Annotated in this window: 17 protein-coding genes; 4 read left to right on the top strand and 13 right to left on the bottom strand. The window is 74.3% G+C overall.

Features of this window, described 5'->3' with window-relative positions; translation table 11 throughout:
• Nucleotides 1-11: 11 nt before the first annotated feature.
• Genes mtnC through AMIR_RS04930 form a run of 3 tightly spaced genes read right to left on the bottom strand, consistent with a single transcriptional unit; the run spans nucleotide 12 to nucleotide 2,838 of the window.
• Nucleotides 12-686 (bottom strand): acireductone synthase, encoded by a 675-nt coding sequence (gene mtnC, locus AMIR_RS04940; RefSeq protein ID WP_012783604.1) that lies wholly within the window; start codon nucleotides 684-686, stop codon nucleotides 12-14.
• Nucleotides 679-1,710 (bottom strand): translation initiation factor eIF-2B alpha/beta/delta subunit family protein, encoded by a 1,032-nt coding sequence (locus AMIR_RS04935; RefSeq protein ID WP_012783603.1) that lies wholly within the window; start codon nucleotides 1,708-1,710, stop codon nucleotides 679-681. Before AMIR_RS04935 ends, mtnC begins: the two co-directional genes overlap by 8 nt.
• Nucleotides 1,711-2,838: an acyl-CoA dehydrogenase family protein gene (locus AMIR_RS04930; protein WP_012783602.1), complete on the bottom strand. Its 1,128-nt coding sequence runs from the start codon at nucleotides 2,836-2,838 to the stop codon at nucleotides 1,711-1,713.
• Nucleotides 2,839-3,159: 321 nt separating this feature from the next.
• Here AMIR_RS04930 and AMIR_RS04925 point away from each other — a divergent pair, with 321 nt between their 5' ends.
• Nucleotides 3,160-3,960 (top strand): hypothetical protein, encoded by an 801-nt coding sequence (locus tag AMIR_RS04925; RefSeq protein WP_012783601.1) that lies wholly within the window; start codon nucleotides 3,160-3,162, stop codon nucleotides 3,958-3,960.
• Here AMIR_RS04925 and AMIR_RS39995 read toward each other — a convergent pair.
• The gene (locus AMIR_RS39995; RefSeq protein WP_162945143.1) at nucleotides 3,846-4,415 is read right to left on the bottom strand and encodes a hypothetical protein; all 570 of its coding nucleotides are present in this window, start codon (nucleotides 4,413-4,415) and stop codon (nucleotides 3,846-3,848) included. The two genes, AMIR_RS04925 and AMIR_RS39995, sit on opposite strands and share 115 nt — an antisense overlap.
• 145 nt (nucleotides 4,416-4,560) lie before the next feature.
• Between AMIR_RS39995 and AMIR_RS42610 the strand changes: the two genes are divergently transcribed.
• The gene (locus AMIR_RS42610; RefSeq protein ID WP_012783600.1) at nucleotides 4,561-5,898 is read left to right on the top strand and encodes a helix-turn-helix domain-containing protein; all 1,338 of its coding nucleotides are present in this window, start codon (nucleotides 4,561-4,563) and stop codon (nucleotides 5,896-5,898) included.
• 333 nt (nucleotides 5,899-6,231) lie between these two features.
• Nucleotides 6,232-6,801 (top strand): NUDIX domain-containing protein, encoded by a 570-nt coding sequence (locus tag AMIR_RS04915; RefSeq protein WP_012783598.1) that lies wholly within the window; start codon nucleotides 6,232-6,234, stop codon nucleotides 6,799-6,801.
• A 60-nt stretch (nucleotides 6,802-6,861) separates the two neighbouring features.
• Here AMIR_RS04915 and AMIR_RS04910 read toward each other — a convergent pair whose 3' ends face one another.
• The gene (locus AMIR_RS04910) at nucleotides 6,862-9,117 is read right to left on the bottom strand and encodes a terpene synthase family protein (protein WP_012783597.1); all 2,256 of its coding nucleotides are present in this window, start codon (nucleotides 9,115-9,117) and stop codon (nucleotides 6,862-6,864) included.
• Nucleotides 9,118-9,522: 405 nt separating this feature from the next.
• Between AMIR_RS04910 and AMIR_RS42605 the strand changes: the two genes are divergently transcribed.
• Nucleotides 9,523-11,850: an ATP-binding protein gene (locus AMIR_RS42605; protein ID WP_012783596.1), complete on the top strand. Its 2,328-nt coding sequence runs from the start codon at nucleotides 9,523-9,525 to the stop codon at nucleotides 11,848-11,850.
• A 33-nt stretch (nucleotides 11,851-11,883) separates the two neighbouring features.
• On the opposite strand, the gene AMIR_RS04900 is transcribed toward AMIR_RS42605, so the two are convergent.
• From AMIR_RS04900 to AMIR_RS04865, 8 genes are all read right to left on the bottom strand, one after another.
• Nucleotides 11,884-12,900 (bottom strand): LacI family DNA-binding transcriptional regulator, encoded by a 1,017-nt coding sequence (locus AMIR_RS04900; RefSeq protein ID WP_012783595.1) that lies wholly within the window; start codon nucleotides 12,898-12,900, stop codon nucleotides 11,884-11,886.
• Between the two features lie 71 nt (nucleotides 12,901-12,971).
• Nucleotides 12,972-13,292, bottom strand: coding sequence for an L-rhamnose mutarotase (locus AMIR_RS04895; RefSeq protein WP_012783594.1), 321 nt, complete (start codon nucleotides 13,290-13,292; stop codon nucleotides 12,972-12,974).
• A 17-nt stretch (nucleotides 13,293-13,309) separates the two neighbouring features.
• Nucleotides 13,310-13,876: a hypothetical protein gene (locus tag AMIR_RS04890; protein WP_012783593.1), complete on the bottom strand. Its 567-nt coding sequence runs from the start codon at nucleotides 13,874-13,876 to the stop codon at nucleotides 13,310-13,312.
• Nucleotides 13,873-14,703 (bottom strand): carbohydrate ABC transporter permease, encoded by an 831-nt coding sequence (locus tag AMIR_RS04885; protein ID WP_012783592.1) that lies wholly within the window; start codon nucleotides 14,701-14,703, stop codon nucleotides 13,873-13,875. The genes AMIR_RS04890 and AMIR_RS04885 overlap by 4 nt, the downstream gene beginning before the upstream one ends.
• Nucleotides 14,700-15,656 carry a carbohydrate ABC transporter permease gene (locus AMIR_RS04880; protein ID WP_012783591.1) on the bottom strand — a complete coding sequence of 319 codons (957 nt, stop codon included), beginning with the start codon at nucleotides 15,654-15,656 and terminating at the stop codon, nucleotides 14,700-14,702. Before AMIR_RS04880 ends, AMIR_RS04885 begins: the two co-directional genes overlap by 4 nt.
• Nucleotides 15,657-15,661: 5 nt before the next feature.
• Nucleotides 15,662-16,948 carry an ABC transporter substrate-binding protein gene (locus tag AMIR_RS04875; protein WP_012783590.1) on the bottom strand — a complete coding sequence of 429 codons (1,287 nt, stop codon included), beginning with the start codon at nucleotides 16,946-16,948 and terminating at the stop codon, nucleotides 15,662-15,664.
• Between the two features lie 186 nt (nucleotides 16,949-17,134).
• Nucleotides 17,135-17,569, bottom strand: coding sequence for an ATP-binding protein (locus tag AMIR_RS35305; RefSeq protein WP_012783589.1), 435 nt, complete (start codon nucleotides 17,567-17,569; stop codon nucleotides 17,135-17,137).
• 75 nt (nucleotides 17,570-17,644) lie between these two features.
• The gene (locus tag AMIR_RS04865; protein ID WP_012783588.1) at nucleotides 17,645-18,007 is read right to left on the bottom strand and encodes an STAS domain-containing protein; all 363 of its coding nucleotides are present in this window, start codon (nucleotides 18,005-18,007) and stop codon (nucleotides 17,645-17,647) included.
• Nucleotide 18,008: the final 1 nt, after the last annotated feature.

The raw sequence follows: 18,008 nt of genomic DNA, 5'->3' as shown, positions 1-18,008 counted from the left end.
CGCGCCCGCCGTCACAGCTCGCCCACCACCGGGTGCGGGCTGAAGTCGGCGTCGGCGTTGGGCTCGCCGGGACGCGCGACGCCCACGGTCCTCCAGCCCGCCTCGGCGGCGGCGTGCAGCTCGGCGGGCACGTCCGAGTAGAACGTGATCCCGGCCGGGTCGCCCGCGCCCAGCGCCGAGGCGATCGCCAGGTAGGAGGCGGCCTCGCGCTTGGGGCCCGCGTTGACGGTGTCGAAGTGGTGCTCGAACAGCGGCCGGAGGTCGCCCTCGGAGGTGTGGCCGAAGAACGCGACCTGGCCGGGCGCCGAGCCGGAGGAGAACACGGCGAGCCGCAGCCCGTCCCCGTGCCACTTCCGCAGCGCGGGCACCACGTCGGGGAACAGCTCGGCGACCAGGTCGCCGGTCTCGTAGCCGCGCTGCCAGATCAGGCCCTGCAGGGTCTTGAGCGGCGTGACCTTCTGGTCGGCGTCCATCCAGCCGTGCAGCACCCGCACCAGGTCGTCGGTGCCGCCGGTCGCGCCGGACAGCTCGCGGATCTGCGCGACGGCCCGCGCGACGGCCGGGTCGTCGCCGTGCTCGTCGATCCACGGGCCCAGGCGCGGGCGCGCGTAGTCGTAGAGCACGACCAGGACCTGGTCGGTGGAGCTGAGCGTGCCCTCGATGTCGAGCACGACCCATTCAGTCATTCGCTGTCCCCTGCTGGTAGTAGTCGGCGAGCCGGTCGGGGGCGAGCGCGCCCCGGTCGGTGACCACGGTGGTGACGAACCTCGGCGGCGTCACGTCGAACGCCGGGTAGAGGCCGCGCACCCGGTCGCTGGCGGTGCGCCTGCCCAGGGTGCTCAGCACCTCCTCGCCCGGCCGGTGCTCGATCGGCACGTCGGCGGCGGTGGGCGCGAGCCGGTCGGGGGCCTGCACCATCGCCAGGAACGGCACGTCGAACGCCGAGGCGGCCACGGCGAGGCCGAGCGTGCCGACCTTGTTGACCACGTGCCCGTCCATGGTGACCCGGTCGGCGGCGGTGAGCAGAGCGGACACCTCGCCGGTGGCGAGCACGGCCGCGCCCATGCCGTCGGTGATCAGCGTGGTGTCCACGCCCATCTCGGCGAGCGTCTCGGCGGTCAGCCGAGCGCCCTGCAGGTAGGGGCGGGTCTCGGTGCAGAAGAACCGCAGGCGCTTGCCGCTCGCCTGGGCGGCGGCGACGGTCTCGGTCAGGTACAGGTCGGCCCAGCAGTGCGTGAGCACCGCGCCGTCGTCGGGCAGCAGCGCGGCGGTGTGCCCGCCGAGCGCGCGGCTGCGGTCCCGGTAGCGGCGGTCGCCCGCGATCGCGCCCGCGAGCGCGCCCGCCTCGACGTCCTCGTGCGCGTCGACCCCGGCGAGGACGGCCGCGACCGCCTTGCGCAGGGCGTTGTTCGTGCGCCGGGTGGCGATGAAGCCCTCACCGGCCTCGGCGAGCCGCGCGCGGGCCTCGGCGCGGGGCAGCCCGCGCGCCTCGCGGGCCGCGAGCACCATGCCCCACAGGACGGCGAAGTACGGCCCGGACGACTGGGTGACCATGTCCTCGATGGCGCGGGCCACCTCGGCGGCCGTGCCGCACCGCACCCAGGTGCGCTCGAACGGGAAGCTGCGCCGGTCCAGCACGTGCACGCCGTCGTCGGCGAGCAGCACGCTGTGGGCGAGCGCGGGCCCGTCGCCCGCCTGCGGGGCCGCCACCTAGCTGTACCCGGTGAACGGCGCGTGCTGGCCGGTGAGGAAGTGCGCGCCGACCTCGCGGGCCTTGTAGGCCACCGGGTCGTGCAGCGTGATGGTGCGGGCGTTGCGCCAGAACCGGTCGAAGGCGTGCTTGCTCGCGGTGGCGCGGGCCCCGCACAGCTCGAACACCTTGGCGGTGGTGTGGTTGACGACCCTGGTGCTGACGACCTTGGCCGAGGAGATCGCGGCGGCGGTCTCGGCGCGCTGCCCGGCGGTGAGCGCGGTCCCGGCCTCGGAGGCGTCGCGCAGCAGCGCGGAGGCGCGGTCGGCGAGCAGCCCGGCGGCCTGGACGTCGGCGACCAGCTCCCCGTAGGTCTGCAGGGTGTACGGGTCCTCGGCGGCCGAGTCGACGCCGCTGAGGAACCAGGGCCGGGTGGTCTCGCGGGTGTACCGGGCGGCTTCGGCGAGCGCGCCCTCGGCGATGGCCACGTGCAGCTGGGAGAGCGCCTCCTGGAACCCGATGGCGGCCAGCGACAGCCGGGGGCTCGTGCCGTCCGCCGGGCCGAGCACCTGCGCCTCGGGCACGAGGACGTCGGTGAGCTGCACGCCGCCGCTGGCGGTGAGCCGCTGGCCCATGTTGTCCCACTCGCCGGCGCGGCTGACGCCCTCGGCCCTGGCGTCCAGGGTGAAGGTGAGCTTCCCGCCGGTGTCGACGCGGGTCGCGCTGACCACGAGCCGGTCGGCGACGGCGGCGCCGGTGGCGAAGGTCTTGCGGCCGTCGACCCGGTAGCCGCCGTCGACGGGGGTGAGCTGGAGGGCGGCGTCGAGCGGGTTGCTGATGCCCGCCCAGAACAGGTTCTGCCCGTGCAGCTCGGCGGAGCGCGCGGCGGCGGCGTCCCGGTCCAGGAACAGCCCGCCCCGCCACACCTGGAGGTAGTGGTAGCCGAGCAGGTGCCCGACGTTGGCGTCGGCGGCGCCCACGACCCGCACGACCGCGCGCTGCGCGTCCCAGTCGGCGACGGTCAGCAGCCCGGAGTCCTTCAGCGCGGCGACCTCGGCGACGGGGTCCTCCCCGCGCCGGTCGCGCTCGGCGGCGTCGCCCCTCAGCTCCTCGGCCACGTCGGCGGCCACGCCCAGCCAGTCCCGCATCCACGCCCTCCTCGGTTCCCGGCAGGCGAGCCTAGTGCGCCTTGGCGGGGCTCCCCGTGAGCATTCCGTCACGTGGGACCGGGGGGCCGCGCCGGGCCGGTCACGCGGACAGGTGCGGACGCGCGCCGGTGACCTGCGGGTTCGTCGTGGAGACCGCGCATCGTCCGCGCCGATCACGGGTACTCCCCCGACCAGGTGGCCGTTCGTGCACCCGAACGCGTGGCAGCGGGCCCGGTCCTGGGACGACCGGTGCGCTGGCGGCGTGGTCGCGGTCACGGTCGTCTACGGTGTCCGGGCCCGAACCCGAAGTGGAGGACGCGAATGGACTTGCCACGCAGATCGCGCTCGGGGGTCGCGACGGCCCCGAGGCCGGTCGCGGACGAGCCCTACCCGGCGCGTCCGCCCAGGACAGCGACCCCGCACCTGCTGGAGGCCGAGAACCTCGTCGGCCACCTGTCGCTGCCGACCTGCCCGCTGGCGAACAACGTCTACAAGGACCCCAGCCAGCGCAACGTGGTGCGCTGGGGCGACCCGGCGGACGCGTCGACGTGGGTGAACCGCAGCCAGTGCGCGTCGTTCCAGACCGCGGTGCTGCGCCGCTCGCACCGCTGGGCGACGCAGCGCTTCTTCACCGCGCACTTCGGCGTGGCCAGCCCGTTCGCCCGCGACTACCGCGAGGTGTTCGCGCGCGGCGGCGTCCCGCACTTCGAGCGGGTGCGGCGGGTGGCGGACCTGCGGCCGGGCGACCTGGTCGCGATCGACTACCGCAACGACCAGGACACCAACACCGGGCACATCGTGATGGTGCGCGAGGTCAGGGGCGCGTACGAGGCGCCGAGCCCGAGGCTGAACTTCCCCGGCGAGACGCAGTACGCGGTGGAGATCGTGGACTGCACGTCGGAGCCCCACGGCCAGTACGGCGTGGGGCACTACGCGGCGTTCCCGGACAGCCGGATCTTCAACGCGGCGAACCAGACCGAGGGCGCCGGGTTCGGGCACATGATGTTCTACGCGTCGGACAGGACGGGCGAGTTCACCCGGTACCGGTGGAGCGTGAACGCCGCGTCGTCAGGCGTGTACCCGGTGACCGAGCGCCCGGTGGCGGCGGCGCGGGTGGTGTGACGGGGCGGGACGCGCCACAAGGGGAAAAGCCACACCGACTGGGCCACGACACGGGGTGACGGTGCGGCAGTTCGTGGTTTCGCACTGCCGCGCAGCGCGGGGCGGGCCCGCTTCCCGTCGGGCCTGCGCCCCGGCTTCTTCCCCGTCCGGCGCTGGCGCGCCTTCTCCGTCCGGGCCTTCTCCCAGTAGTCGCGCTCGCCGCGCGCCCCGCCCCGCCCGGCCATGCCCCACCGCTCGCGCTCGACGCTCCTGCGCCCGGCCGCCTCGCCCCGCCGCTCGGCCGCGATCCGCTTGCGCAGCCTCGCGGCCCGGCTCCACAGGTCGGGCAGCGTCTCGGCGAACGCGGCGGTCACCAGGGCGGCCAGGAACCCGTTGGGCTGCTCGCCGACGACCACCAGCACCACCACGACGAGCTGCGCGACCATGCAGACCACCAGTGGGATCGTGGAACGCATCGGAACCCCTCCTCGACTCGGTCGATCTTCCGCTTCCCAGGGTCGTCCTCCGCCATGTGCGGCGACAGGAGTTGCCGTTCTCCGCCACAGTGGGCAACAGGAAACGGCGCACCGGCCCGGCGGCCCGGCGAGGAGGCAGGTCCCCATGACGCAGCACGAGGCGTTCGGCATCGAGTTGCGCAGGCGCCGGAACGCGGCAGGTCTGTCCCTGCAGGGCCTGGCGAAGGAGCTGAACTACAGCAAGGGCCACCTGAGCAAGATCGAGACCGGGGCGAAGGCGCCGACCCCGCAGCTCGCCCGGCAGGCCGACGCGGTGCTCTCCGCCGGTGGCGAGCTGAGCAGGCTCGCCCCGCAGACCCCGGTCGGCCACCCGCGCCAGGCCGTGCCCGCCCCGCGCCACGAGGCCCCGCCGCTGCCGAGGGCGCGGCGCAGCGAGCTGGAGGCGGCGACCGAGGACCCCGCGGTGGCGCAGGGGCTGCGGCTCCAGTTCGACACCATCCGCGACCTGGGCAAGCGCATGTCGCCCCGGCTGGTGCAGCCGATGCTGCACGGGTCGCTGGTGTCGCTGCGGGACATGCTCGCCGCGGCCGGGGAGGCGGGCGCGAAGCGGCGGGTGGCGCTGATGACGGCGCGGTTCGTCGAGTACGCGGGCTGGATGGCGCAGGAGGCAGGCCGGCGGGAGGAGGCGGTGGCGCTGACCCTGGAGTCGGCGGCGCTGGCCGAGCTGGCGGGCGATCCGGGGCTGGCGGCGTACGCGCTGGTCCGGCGGGCCGAGCTGGCCATGTACGCGGGCGCGGCGCAGCAGACCATCGCGCTGGCGGAGCGCGCGCTGGCCGACCCGCACGCGACGGCGCGGGTGCGCGGGCTGGCCGAGCACCGGTTGGCGCAGGGGTTCGCGCAGCTGGGCGAGGAGGCGCGGTGCCGGGCGGCGCTGGAGCGCGCGGCGGCGCTGCTGGCCGAGGCGGCGGCGCCGGAGCCCGTGCTGCCCGAGGAGACCCTGGCGCGGGCCACCATGCTCACCCCGCCGGCCGCAGGGCGGGCGGACGTCCCCGCGAGCGGCTTGGTCGTCGCCCCGGCACGTGGCCCGGCGGCCGGTCGGGGGGTCGCACCGGTGGTCGGCTCGTCCACGGTCGCCGACCTGGACGCGGTCGTGACCGGCTGGTGCCTCTACGACCTGGGTCGCCCGGCCGAGGCGGCCCGCCTGCTGGAGCGCGGACTGGCGGGCACCTCGCCCGAGGCCCGCCGCGCCCGCGCCCTGTACGGGGTCCGCCTGGCGCTGGCCCACGAGGCGGCGGGCGAGCTGGACCGGATGCACGAGGTGGCGCTGGAGTCCCTGGACACGGCGCGGGCGCTGGGCTCGGACACCGTCCGCAGCCAGCTGCGCAACCTGGCCTGGATGGTCCAGCGCAGGCACTCCCACCGGCCCTCGCGCGACCTGCACGTGGAGATCACCGCCGCCCTGCAGGACGGCGTCGTCGACTGACCCCCGCGCTCCGCCCAGCTCACGGCGGGTTTCCCGTTTCCCGCCGCGCAGGGGACAGGAAACCCCTGGTCAGGGGCCTAGCAGGTGCCGGATTCTTGGTTCACCACCGGTGGACGACCAGGAATCACGGAACGACCCGCGAGGAGCCCGACATGGAACCGCACCTGATCATCGTCCTGTCCACCCTGCTGTCCCCCTGATCCGTTGACCCCTTCGAGGCGGTTCCGGCCCCGCGGTCGCGCGCAGCGACCGCGGGGCCGGGCATTCGGGTGTTCGGGCCTGGCGCCCGCGCGGTGCGGAGGCGGCGGCCGGGCGGCCGTGTTGGATGGCGGGATGGAGCCCGGACGACTTCCCGAGTGGCGCACGCTCGGCACGAGCACCGTGCGCGTCACCCCGTGGTTCGAGGTCCGCCAGGACGAGGTGGTCCGGCCGGACGGAGTCCCCGACACCTACCACCACGTGCGCTCGCCGGGAGCGGTGAGCGTGGTCGCGCTGGACCGGGAGCGGCTCGTCGCCGTGACCCGGCAGTGGATCTACACGCACGGCAGCAGGCAGTGGCGGCTGCCGTCGGGGGCGATCGAGCGGCGGGACACCGGTCCGCGCGCGGCGGCGGAGCGCGAGCTGGTGGAGGAGACCGGGATAAGCGCGACCGACTGGGTGGAGCTGGGGCGGGTGAACGGGGCCGACAGCTTCACCAACCACGTCGACCACCTGTTCCTGGCGACCGGGCTGTCCGTCGGGGCCACGAGCCTGGAGGGCGGCGAGGCCGACCTGGAGCTGAGCTGGATGCCGTTCGACCGGGTGCTGGGGATGGTGCTGTCCGGGGAGGTCCGGCACGCGGGGAGCGTGACGGGCCTGCTGCTGGCGGCGGCCCGGCTGGGCGCGGACGGCGCCGGGGGCTGAGCCGCGGCAGGCCCCGCGCACCACCTGGGGGGAGGTGGCGCGCGGGGTCTGCGCGAGGTTCTAGCGGGCCTTGGCCAGCACCCGCGCGGCCGACGTGCCCAGGCCACTCGGACCGCCCAGCGCGGGCAGCGCGCCGGGCCCCGGACCCGCCGCGCCAACGGCAGGACCGGCCACCGGGCTGCCCGCCGTGCCGAAGTGCCGCACGAGGTCCTCGTCGTGGTAGCGCACGCAGTTCTCGTGCCAGTTCACGATCCCGGCCATCCAGTCCTTCAGCTCGTCCCCGTAGTCGAGCAGCGCGCGCCGGGCCACGTCGTCCAGCCCGAGGTCCTCGAACATCTGCGGCATCTCCACGTCCAGCACGTGCTGGAACTGCCGCACCCTGGCCTCCTGCAACCGCTCCACGACCTCGAACGCCCGGTCCAGGTCGCAGTCCAGGAAGTTCTGCACCACCACCACGAGGTTGTGCACCTCGCCCTCGTACTGCACCTCCTTGCGGTGCGAGTACAGGTCGTTGACCATCCACCCGTAGTCGGCGGCCGAGTTCTCCAGGTTCTGCAGGGTCCGCGTCCGGTAGACCTCCGGCGGCACCCGGTCGCCGTGCGCGAACCGGGCCAGGCTCTTGGTCAGGTCGGACCCGAAGGTGTCCCGGCGCATCTCGACGTAGTCGACCGGGTCGGGGACGCGGTTGAGCTGCTGGTTCTGCAGCTCCCACAGCCAGGCGTCGAGCATCCGGGACACGGCGGTGCGCATGGTCGCCTTGGCGTCGACGTCCATCGGCTCGGTGGTGCGCGCCCACAGGTCCGCCAGCATGAGCTCCAGCGGCGACGCCGGGCTGATGGGCGCGGGGCCCTCCACGGGCATGAGCTGCTTGAGCCGCTCGGTGAGCGCCTTGGGCGCGGCCATGCCGGGCGTGCGCCCGAAGACGTACGGGTAGTAGTCGTCGCCGTAGGTGCCGAACGCCAGCCAGTCCGCGGACAGGTTCAGGGCCTCGGCGGTCGCGTCCGGGTCGAGCCCGGCGGAGCACAGCGCGAAGTCGTAGTCGCGCACCTTCCGCGCGGTCCACACGGCGGGCGAGTCGTCGTAGACGCCCATCCGGCCGACCCACTCGACGTTGTGCTCCAGCGCGGACCTCCAGTGCGGGCTGAGCTCGACCCGGTACGGCAGGCGCGTGTTCGGCCTGCCGCGCGGCGGCACCTCGGCGAACGGCCGGTGCGTGAAGGAGCGCGCCCGCTGCGGCAGGGTCCTCAGGATCGAGCGCAGCTCGGACGTGCCGAGCCCGGTCGGCCCGCCGAGCAGCGGGTGCCCGGAGGTGGCCGCCCCCTTGTTCATGTACCGGCTGGAGCGCATGTGCCACTCGTGGCCGCCGGACTGCCAGTCCTGCAGGCCCTTCACGTACGCCAGCACCGCGAGCCTGCCCAGCGGGTCGACGCCGTGCTCGTCGAGCAGCGGCGGCACCTCCACCAGCGCGGTGTGCTCGAACTGGTGCAGCCGCGAGGTGAGCAGGTCGTTGACGGCCTCGGCGGCGGACTGGGTGTCGACGTCCAGGAACCGCTCCAGCACGAGCACGCCGTTGCTCAGCTCGCCCTCGTCCTGCACCTCGCGCTCGTAGGAGAACAGGTCGTTGCGCAGGTGGACGGCGTCGGAGAAGGTGTCGCGCAGCACGCCCAGCGGCCGGGAGAGCGCGATCGCGGCGGGCACCTCCATGCCGGTGACGTGCTCGACCAGGTTCGCCGACCAGGGCGCGCCGCCGACCTTGCGGCGCATCTCGACGTACTCGATCGGGTTCGACAGCCTGCCCTCGGAGATGTTCGCCAGCTCCCACAGCGACTCGTCCAGCAGGTGCTTGGTGTTGTCGGCGAACCTGCGGCGCCAGTCGGCGGTGTGGACGGGCGTGGTGCGCGCCCACAGGTCGGCCAGGCCCTTCTCGACCGGGTTGGTCGGCTCCTCGGTGATGGGGCCGTCGACGGGCATGAACAGCGGGAGGCGGTCCAGGTAGGCCTTGGCCCCGGCCATGTCGGGGTTGCGCTTGTACAGCTCCAGGAAGTGGTCGTCGAAGTAGAAGACCCACACGTACCAGTCGGTGACCAGGTCCAGGTCGGCGGCGGTCGCGTCGGGGTGGGTGTAGGAGCAGAGCAGCGCGTAGTCGTGCGAGTCGAGGTCGGACTCGTCCCAGACGACCGTGCCGTGCTGCGGGACGTCGATCATGTCCATGGACCGCGCCCACGCCTTGCTGTGCGCGCGGGCCTGCTCCAGGTTGGGGTTCAACCGCGCCGGGTAGGGCATGTAGAACTCCGGCAACTGGAACGGCTGCGGCATGGGTCTGGAACCTTCCCTCGGGTGGCCGTCGGTCCCCGTCTCGTGGACCGCGATCAGCCCGGAACGCAATCAGCCGGGGAGGCGCGCGGCCAAGCCGGTGCGGTGGGTTCCACTCGTTAGGGAACGGGTTTCCCCCCACCGGATCAGTTCGGGCCGGGCGCGGGGCGCGGTGGCGGTTCGCGGGCGTGACGCGGTGGTGGGCGTGGCGCGGGGCCACGCCCACCGGGCGTCGCCGACCAGGCGCGATGCCGCAGTCGGGGTGCGGCGACCGGTCGGCGCGGCGGTGGCGCCACCCGGACGCGCGAGCGGGCGTCCACCTCGATGGGGGGACCCACCGCGTTGCCACCGTCACGGTGCGTGCTGGACAATCCTGGACCTGTCCGGACGCTTCGCGCTGGAGGTGGCATGACGGGCGCACCGCGTCGGGCCGGCGGGGTCTCCCCCGCCCTGGTGCGCACCCTCTCCGACCTCTCGCGCGAGCTGGAGCTGCTGCGGGGCAGGGCCGCGCGGGGCAGCGGCAAGGCCAAGGTCAGCCTCGCCGAGCTGGCCGCGCAGGTGGGCGTGCCGAAGTCGACCATGCACACCTACGTCACCGGCAGCACCCTCGCGCCCGCCGACGTGCTGGACCGGGTGGTGATCGCGCTGGGCGCGACGCCCGCCGAGCAGTCGCTGTGGGGCGAGGCGTGGTTCCGGGTGGCGGAGAGCGTCCACGAGGCCCGCAGGCAGCCCCGGCCGCCGCCGGTCGACCGCCCGGTGCCCCGGCAGCTGCCCGCCGCGCCCGGCCGGTTGTTCACCGGGCGCTCCCGCGAGCTGGCCGAGCTGGACGCGGCGGTGGCCGGTCCGGGCTCGCTGCCGGTCGTGGCGCTGGGCGGGGCGGGCGGCACCGGCAAGACGTGGCTGGCGCTGCACTGGGCGCACCACAACGTCGACCGCTTCCCGGACGGGCAGCTGTACGTGGACCTGCGCGGGTTCGACCCCGGCGGCACGCCGGTCTCGCCGGGGGCCGCGCTGCGCGGGTTCCTCGACGCGCTGGGCGTGCGCGCCCCGTCGTTCCCCACCGACCCCGCCGCCCAGGTCGGGCTGTACCGCAGCCTGGTGGCGGGCCTGCGCGTGCTGGTGGTGCTGGACAACGCCCGCGACCTGGCGCAGGTCGAGCCGCTGGTGCCCGGTGGCGCGTCGGCGACCGTGCTCGTGACCAGCAGGCACAAGCTCCCCGGACTGGTGACCACGCACGGCGCGCGGTCGCTGCGCGTCGACGTGCTCGGGCCCGCCGCGTCCCGCGACCTGCTGGGCCGCCACCTGGGCGCGGAGCGCGTGGCGGCCGAGCCGGAGGCGGTGGACGCGGTGGTGCGGACCTGCGCGGGGCTGCCGCTGGCGCTGGGCCTGGTGGCGGCGCGCGCGTCGACCGAGCCGGACCTGCCGCTGCGCGAGCTGGCGCGGGAGCTGGGGCGCTCGGCGTCGAGCCCGCTGGACGCGCTGGAGCTGGACGACACCGGGCTGCGCTCCACGTTCTCCTGGTCCTACCGGGACCTGCCCGCCGACGCGGCGCGCGCGCTGCGGCTGCTGGGCGCGTGCCACTGCCCGGACCTGGACGCGGCGGCCGTCGCGGCGCTCACCGGCGGCGACCTCGACGGCGCGGGGCGGGCGCTGGCCGTGCTGGGGCGGGTGCACCTGGCGCGGCGGTCGCCGGACGGGCGGTTCCACACGCACGACCTGGTGCGCGCGTACGCGGCGGACCTCGCGGCGGCGAACGACGGGCCCGCGGCGGTGGACGCGGCGCTGGAGCGGCTGGTCGAGCACCTGCTCGGGCGGGTGGCGTCGGCGATGGACGTGGTGGCCCCGTACGAGCGGCTGCACCGGCCGACCGGCGGTGGCGCGCCGCCGGGGTTCGGGTACCCGGAGGCGCTGGCCTGGCTGGACGCCGAGCGGCACAACCTGGTGGCGCTGGCCGCGCGCGGCACGCCCGAGCAGACCGGCAGGCTGTCCACGTCGCTGCACCGCTACTTCGTGGTGGGCGCGCACTTCGCCGACGCGCTGGCGGTGCACGGCCACGCGCTGGACCGCGCGCACACCGGGGAGGCCAGGTCGAACGCGCTGCGGCACCTGGGCGCGGTGCACCGCTGGCTGGGCGACTACGACCGCGCGCTCGCCTACAACGAGGACGCGGCGGCGCTGGCCGGGCGGCTGGGCGACCGCAGGCTGGAGCACGCGGCGCTGAACAACATCGGCATCATCCACGAGCGCACCGGTCGGCACGCCGAGGCGCTGGCGCGCTACGAGCGGGTGCTGCGCTACGCGGAGGAGACCGACGACCGGTTCGCGCGCGGCACCGTGCACCACAACCTGGGCAGCCTCTACCAGCGCATGGCCGACTACCCGCACGCGCTGGAGCACTACCGGGAGGCGCTGGCCGTGGCGGGGAGCGCGGACGACCACAACCTGCGCGGGTTCACGCACAACGACCTGGGGCGGCTGCACGTGCGGCTCGGGCAGCAGGCGCGGGCCCGCGAGCACCTGGAGCAGGCGCTGGCGCTGGCGGTGGAGCACAACGACCGGAGCCTGCAGACCGAGGTGCTCAACGCGCTCGGGGAGCTGCACCACGCGCTCGGGGACGTGCCGCGCGCGCTGGGGCACCACCGGGACGCGCTGGTGCTGGCCGAGGGCGTCGGGCGCGCCGACGAGATCGCGCGGGCCGAGCAGGGCATCCTGCGCTGCGAGGGCCCCCGGACTTGACCGGCGCTCGCGTGCCCCCGGCCCGAGCCGCCGTCAGCGGACGCGCCTGCTGGACTCCCTGACCACCAGCTCCGGCGCGAACAGCACGTGCTCGTGCTCGTGGTCGCGCGGCCCGGTGCTCTCGGCGATCACCAGCTCGGCCGCCCTGCGCCCGATGAGCGTGCGCGGCTGCCGGACCGAGGTGAGCGGCACGGCCGCGGCGGCGGCGAAGTCGATGTCGTCGTAGCCGACCACCGCGATGTCCTCGGGGACGCGCAGCCCGGCGCGCAGGAACACCTGGAGCAACCCGAGCGCGAGCAGGTCGTTGGCGCAGAACACCGCGTCCGGCCGCCGCGCGCGGGTCAGGATCTGCTCGGCCGCGCGCTGCCCGGAGGCGACGTTCAGCGCGGTCACCGGGATCTCCTCCAGCGCCTCCACCGGTTTCCCCGCGCGCGCCACGGCGTCGCGCGCCCCGCGCAGCCGCTGGCCGGTCTGGTGCAGGCGCGCGGGCCCGTTGACCATGGCCACCCGCTCGTGCCCCTCGGCCAGCAGGTGCGTGACGGCCAGGTCGCCGCCCGCGCGGTCGTCCACGGCCACCGAGCACAGCCCGGGATCGTCGGTGGGGTGGTCGAGCAGCACCACGGACAGCCCTCGGGCGCGCAGCCGGCGCACGGCGGCGAGGTCGGCGTCGACCGGCGTGATCAGGACGCCGTGCACGCGCTGCTCGGCCAGCAGCTCGACGTGCCTGGCCTCGCGCTGGGCGGACTCGGCGCTGTTGCACAGGATGACGGCGTGCCCGGCCTCGCTGGCGGTGTCCTCCACGCCGCTGGCCACGTCGGTGAAGAACGGGTTGGCCACGTCCAGGACCATCAGGCCGAGCGCGCGCGGGGTGCCGGAGCGCAGCTGCCTGGCGGCGTCGTTGCGGACGAAGCCGAGCTCGGTGATGGCGCCCAGGACGCGCTCCCTGGTGGCGGCGGCCACCAGCTCGGGGCGGTTGAGCACGTTGGAGACCGTGCCGACGGACACGCGGGCGCGCGCGGCGACGTCGCGGATGCTGACCGCTGCCCCCAACGGTGTCCTCCCTGCCTGCGCGTGAGCGCATCCTAGCCGCCCGCCCCCGGACGACCGGCGCTCGCACGCCCTCAGTCCAGGTGGAAGACCTCGGTGAGCGGGGACATCGCCTCGTCGGGGTCGCGGCCGTCGAGCGCGGTGAAGTACTCGGCCATCTCGGCCTGCCAGCGGGCGTTGACCTCGCGGTCGCGCATCCCGGCCTGCGCGGCGTCCCAGTCGGGGGTCTCCAGGTAGCCGACCAGGAGGCCGTCGTCGGCCAGGAACAGGGTGTAGTTGCCCCACCCGGTCTCGCGCAGCGCCCGCCGCATGTCCGGCCACACGTCGCGGTGCCGCTCGCGGTACTCGGCCAGGCGGTCGGGGCGCACCCGCAGCAGGAAGCAGATCCGGCGCACGTTCGAACCTCCAGCGGTCACCGGCCGGCCACCGCGACCGACGCGAACACGAGCAGACCCGGCGCCACGACGGCGAAACCGGGCGCTTGCAGCACCACCAGCACGACCACGACGAGCGCGCACGCGACCGCGACGTTGCCCACCAGCCCCGTCGGCGGGGACGAGAGCAGCGCGGACCAGCGCGCGCCCGGTTCCCAGCGCGCGGCGCAGCGCAGCAGCACCACGACGACCACGACCAGCGCGATCCCGATGGCCGGACCCAGCACCGCGCCGCCGGGCAGCCCGCCCAGCAGCGCCAGCACGTCCAGCGCCCCGACCACCACCAGCAGCGGCGGCAGTGCCAGTGCGAGGGGGTCGCGCAGGCCCGCCACCAGGTCGGCGGCGAACGCGCGCGCGGTGGGCGTGCGGCCGTCGGCCACCAGCCCGCGCAGCGCCCGCGCGCCCGCGCCCGCCGAGGCCAGCGCGGTCACCACGGGCAGCGCGGCCAGGCAGACCAGCACGCCCACCAGCAGCACCTCGGCCAGCAGCGCCAGCCGGGCCGACCGCGCCACCCGCGACGCGGCGGCCTCCGCGCGGCGCGTCACCCCTTCACCCCGGAGGTCGCCACGCCCTCGACCAGGAACCGCTGGAACGCCAGGAAGAACAGCCCGATGGGCAGCAGCGCGAGCACCGACATGGCGAACATCGGCCCGAACGCCGACTGCGTGGCCTGGTCGATGAACAGCTGGAGCGCCAGCGGGAGCGTGAACCTCTCCGCGTCGTTGAGGTAGATCAGCTGGCTGAAGAAGTCGTTCCAGGACCAGATGAACGAGAAGATCGCCGTGGTGATCAGCGCCGGTCGCAGCAGCGGCAGCACCACGTGCCGGAAGACCCCGGCGGGTCCGCAGCCGTCGAGCGTGGCGGCCTCGTCCAGCTCGCGCGGCAGGGTGCGGATGAACTGCACCATCAGGAACACGAAGAACGCGTCCGTGGCCAGGAACTTGGGCAGCACCAGCGGCCAGAACGTGTTGACCATGTCGAGCTGCTGGAAGATCACGTACTGCGGGATGAGCACCACGTGGTGCGGCAGCATGATCGTGATCATCATGAACCCGAACATCGGTCCCCGGCCCCGGAAGTGCAGCCGCCCGAACGCGTAGGCCGCGAGCGCGCACGACACCACGTTGCCGACGACGGCGCCGAGCGAGACCAGCAGCGAGTTGCCGAAGTAGTGCCACACCCCGAACTCGCCGACCCCGTCGAAGACCTGCGCGTAGTTGTCGGTGGTCGGGTCGTCCCCCAGCGGCGACAGCGTCGAGAGCACCTCCTCGGCGGGCTTGAACGAGGTGCCCACCAGCCACACCACGGGGTACAGCAGCAGCGCCAGCGCGGCCAGGACGATCCCGTGCCACAGCACCTTCCGCGCCGTCACCGGCCCTCCTCCCCGGCGTAGAACACCCAGCGGCGGGCGCTGCGGAACACCAGCGCGGTGATCACGGCGACCACGGCCAGCAGCACCCACGCCATCGCGGACGCGTAGCCCATCCGGAAGTCGGTGAACCCGCGCTGGTACAGGTACAGCGGGTACAGCAGCGTCGAGTCGCTCGGCCCGCCGCGCCCGCTGCTGACCACGAACGCGCCGGTGAACGCCTGGAACGCGTTGATGACCTCCAGCACCAGGTTGAACAGGATCACCGGCGTGAGCATGGGGACGGTGATGGCGGTGAACCGCCGCAGCGGCCCGGCCCCGTCGATGGCGGCGGCCTCGTGCAGCTCGCGCGGCACCTGCTTCAGCCCGGCCAGGAAGATCACCATCGGCGCGCCGAACTGCCAGGCCGCGAGCGCCACCAACGTGTACAGCGCGTACTGCGGCTGGTCGACCCACCCGCCGAGGTCGAGCCCGAGCGCGGACAGCGCCTCGTCGACCGTGCCGCCGGTGGAGAACATCGCCCGCCACACCAGTGCCACGCTGACGCTCGCGCCCAGCAGCGACGGCGCGTAGAACGCCGACCGGTACAGCCCGACGCCGCGCCGGGACCGGTTGAGCAGCAGCGCCACCGCCAGCGCGAGGCCGAGCTTGAGCGGCACCGACAGCAGCACGTACCGGGTGGTGACGCCCGCCGCGTGCCAGAAGCGCTGGTCGCCGGTGACCATGGTGGTGTAGTTGTCCAGGCCGACCCACTCCGGCGGGTCGAACAGGTTGTAGTCGGTGAACGACAGGTACAGCGACGCCGCCATCGGCCCGATGGTCAGCAGCGCGGCCCCGGCGATCCACGGCGACAGGAACAGGTAGGCGATCCCCTGCCCCGCGCGGGCCCGTCGCGCGCGCGGCGGCGGCGGCGGGGCCTGCGCGCGGGACGGGCGGGTGAGCGCGGTGTCCACCACGGCCGTCAGGAGCCCAGCGCCTGCTCGGCGTCGCGCACGACGCGCTCGGCGGCCTCGGCGATCCCGACCCGGTTGAAGATGACGTCGTCGTAGGTGCGCTGGAAGTCCCGCTTGACCGCGGCGGACCCGGTGGGCCACGGGCCGAACGAGGGGCCGATCTTGTCCTCCTGCGCGCTCTCGTGGTCGCACACCAGCTTGGTGGCGTCGACGGCCGCGCCGCAGACCTGCTCGCGCACCTCGGAGTTCGGCGGCACGCCGCGCGAGGCGCCGAGCACCTTGCCCGCGTCGGGGTCGTTGACCAGGAAGTCGAGCAGCTTCGCCGCCGCGTCCTTGTGCTTGGAGCGCTGGGAGACCCCGAACAGCACGGGCGGCAGCGCGGCCATGCCGGACTCGGCGGTGTCGCTGGGCAGCGGGGCGGTGCGCACGGTCGGCCCGTACGAGGTGAAGTAGCCGGTGAGGGAGGAGTCGTAGCCGATCTCCGAGGCGGACTGCTTGGTCACCATGCCGGAGTTCTGCACGGAGCCGTCCATCTTGGTGGTGACCTCGGGGGCGGTGGCGCCCTTGCCGGGCCGCAGCGCGGAGACCATGGTCCAGTACTCGGTGAGCTTGGCCGCGTCGAAGCCGAGCTTGCCGTCACCGGTGTAGAGCGCCTCGCCGTTCTGGTGCAGCCACACCTCGAACCAGTCGACGGCCCAGCCGAAGTCGGTGGTGCCCGCGACCGAGCCTGCCGCGCCGACCTTGTTCACGGCCTCGGCGAACTGGGCCCAGGTCCACTTCTCGCCGGGCGCGCTGGGCACGGTGGCGCCCGCGGCGGTGAACGGGGCGGGGTCGAACACGAGCATCTGGGTGGTCTGACCGGCGGGGATGGCGTGCTGCTTGCCGCCGACCTCGCCGCCCGCGAGGAGGGTGTCGGGGATGTCGTCGGTCTTGATGTGGCCGCCGACGTGCTCGGTCAGGTCGGCCAGCACGCCCCGCCCGGCGTACTCGCCGACGGTGGCCCGGTCGAGCTGGAGCAGGTCGGGCCCCGCGCCGCCCGCGACCTGGGTGGAGAGCTTCTGGAAGTACGCGTCGTACCCGCTGTACTCGGTCTCGACCTTGATGCCGGGGTTGCGGCGCTGGAACTCCTCGACGGCCTGGTTGGTCACCTTGGCCCGGTCCTCGTTGCCCCACCAGACGAACCGGAGCGTCACCGACCCGTCGTCCGAGGCGCCGCCGCCGCATCCCGCGAGCGCCGCGGATAACAGCAGCGCCGCAGTGAGCGGAACGCCCGCCCGGCGAGCCAGTCGTGGCATCGACCTCACCCCTCTGGTTGAATCGGTTCAAGCCAAAGTAGGTGAGCCAGATCACCCCGTCAACCCTCTTCGTTAGAGAATCTAACTTCCGGAGGACGGGGTTCGACGTTCCGCGTTGAATCGGTTCACAGGCGATCGGGGACGTGCTGGGGGGTGGTGCTCACCGGGTGTCCGGTGTGGACCGGGTCACGGCACGCGCAGCGCCGCCCACACCACCTTGGTCGCCCCGTCGACCCGCACGCCCCAGTCGCGGCACAGCGACTCGACCATCTTCATGCCGTGGCCCCGGTGCGGTCCGAGCGCGGAGACGCCCAGGCGCGGCGCGGCCTCCGGGCTGCCGTCGTGGGACTGGACGACCACCTCGGGCAGGCCGTCGAAGTCCTGGCGGAGCAGCACGAGCCTGCGCGGGGAGCCCGCGTGGTCGCACGCGTTCGCCACCAGCTCGGTGCAGATCAGCTCGACGTCCTGCACGAACAGGCCGTCCAGGTCGGTCAGCGCCTCGCGGACGCCCCGGCGCATCCCGGCGAGGTCGGAGCAGTCGACCGCCACGTCCAGCGCGGCCACCGCCCCGGTGCCCGGCGCGGGGTCGGACCCCGGTGTGTTGGGCGGTTCGGCTAGCACGGGCAACCTCGCTGTCGGGCGTTCGCCTCGGTCGTCAGCTCACGGGTGACCGGTCCTGGTCCGTTCGACACCTGGTCAACCGCGCAACGCGTCGTCGAGCGCGTCGCGCATGTCCAGCGCCTGGCGCAGCCCCACCGCGACCAGCGCCCTGCGCACCACCGGCGAGGTGACCACCCTCAACCGCCCACCCGCCGCGCGCACCCGCTTGTCCGCGATCAGCAGGGCCTCGATGCCGGGCGAGGAGAAGAACCCGATCCCGGTGAGGTCGGTGACGAGCACGCCGCCCGCCGCGATCCCCCCGGCCAGGTCGACCAGCGGTTCGCGCAGGTCGTCCGCCGTGGAGATGTCCACCTCCCCCACCGCCTCGAACACCACCACGCCGCCGTCGAGCTGGCGGGTGGACGTCTTCAACCCCTCGGTCCGCCGTGCAGACGTCATC

This window comes from Actinosynnema mirum DSM 43827 (genome assembly GCF_000023245.1).
GTDB classification, from domain to species: domain Bacteria; phylum Actinomycetota; class Actinomycetes; order Mycobacteriales; family Pseudonocardiaceae; genus Actinosynnema; species Actinosynnema mirum.
The sequence above is the reverse complement of the archived record's forward strand: the minus strand, read 5'-3'. Positions and strand labels throughout refer to the sequence as shown.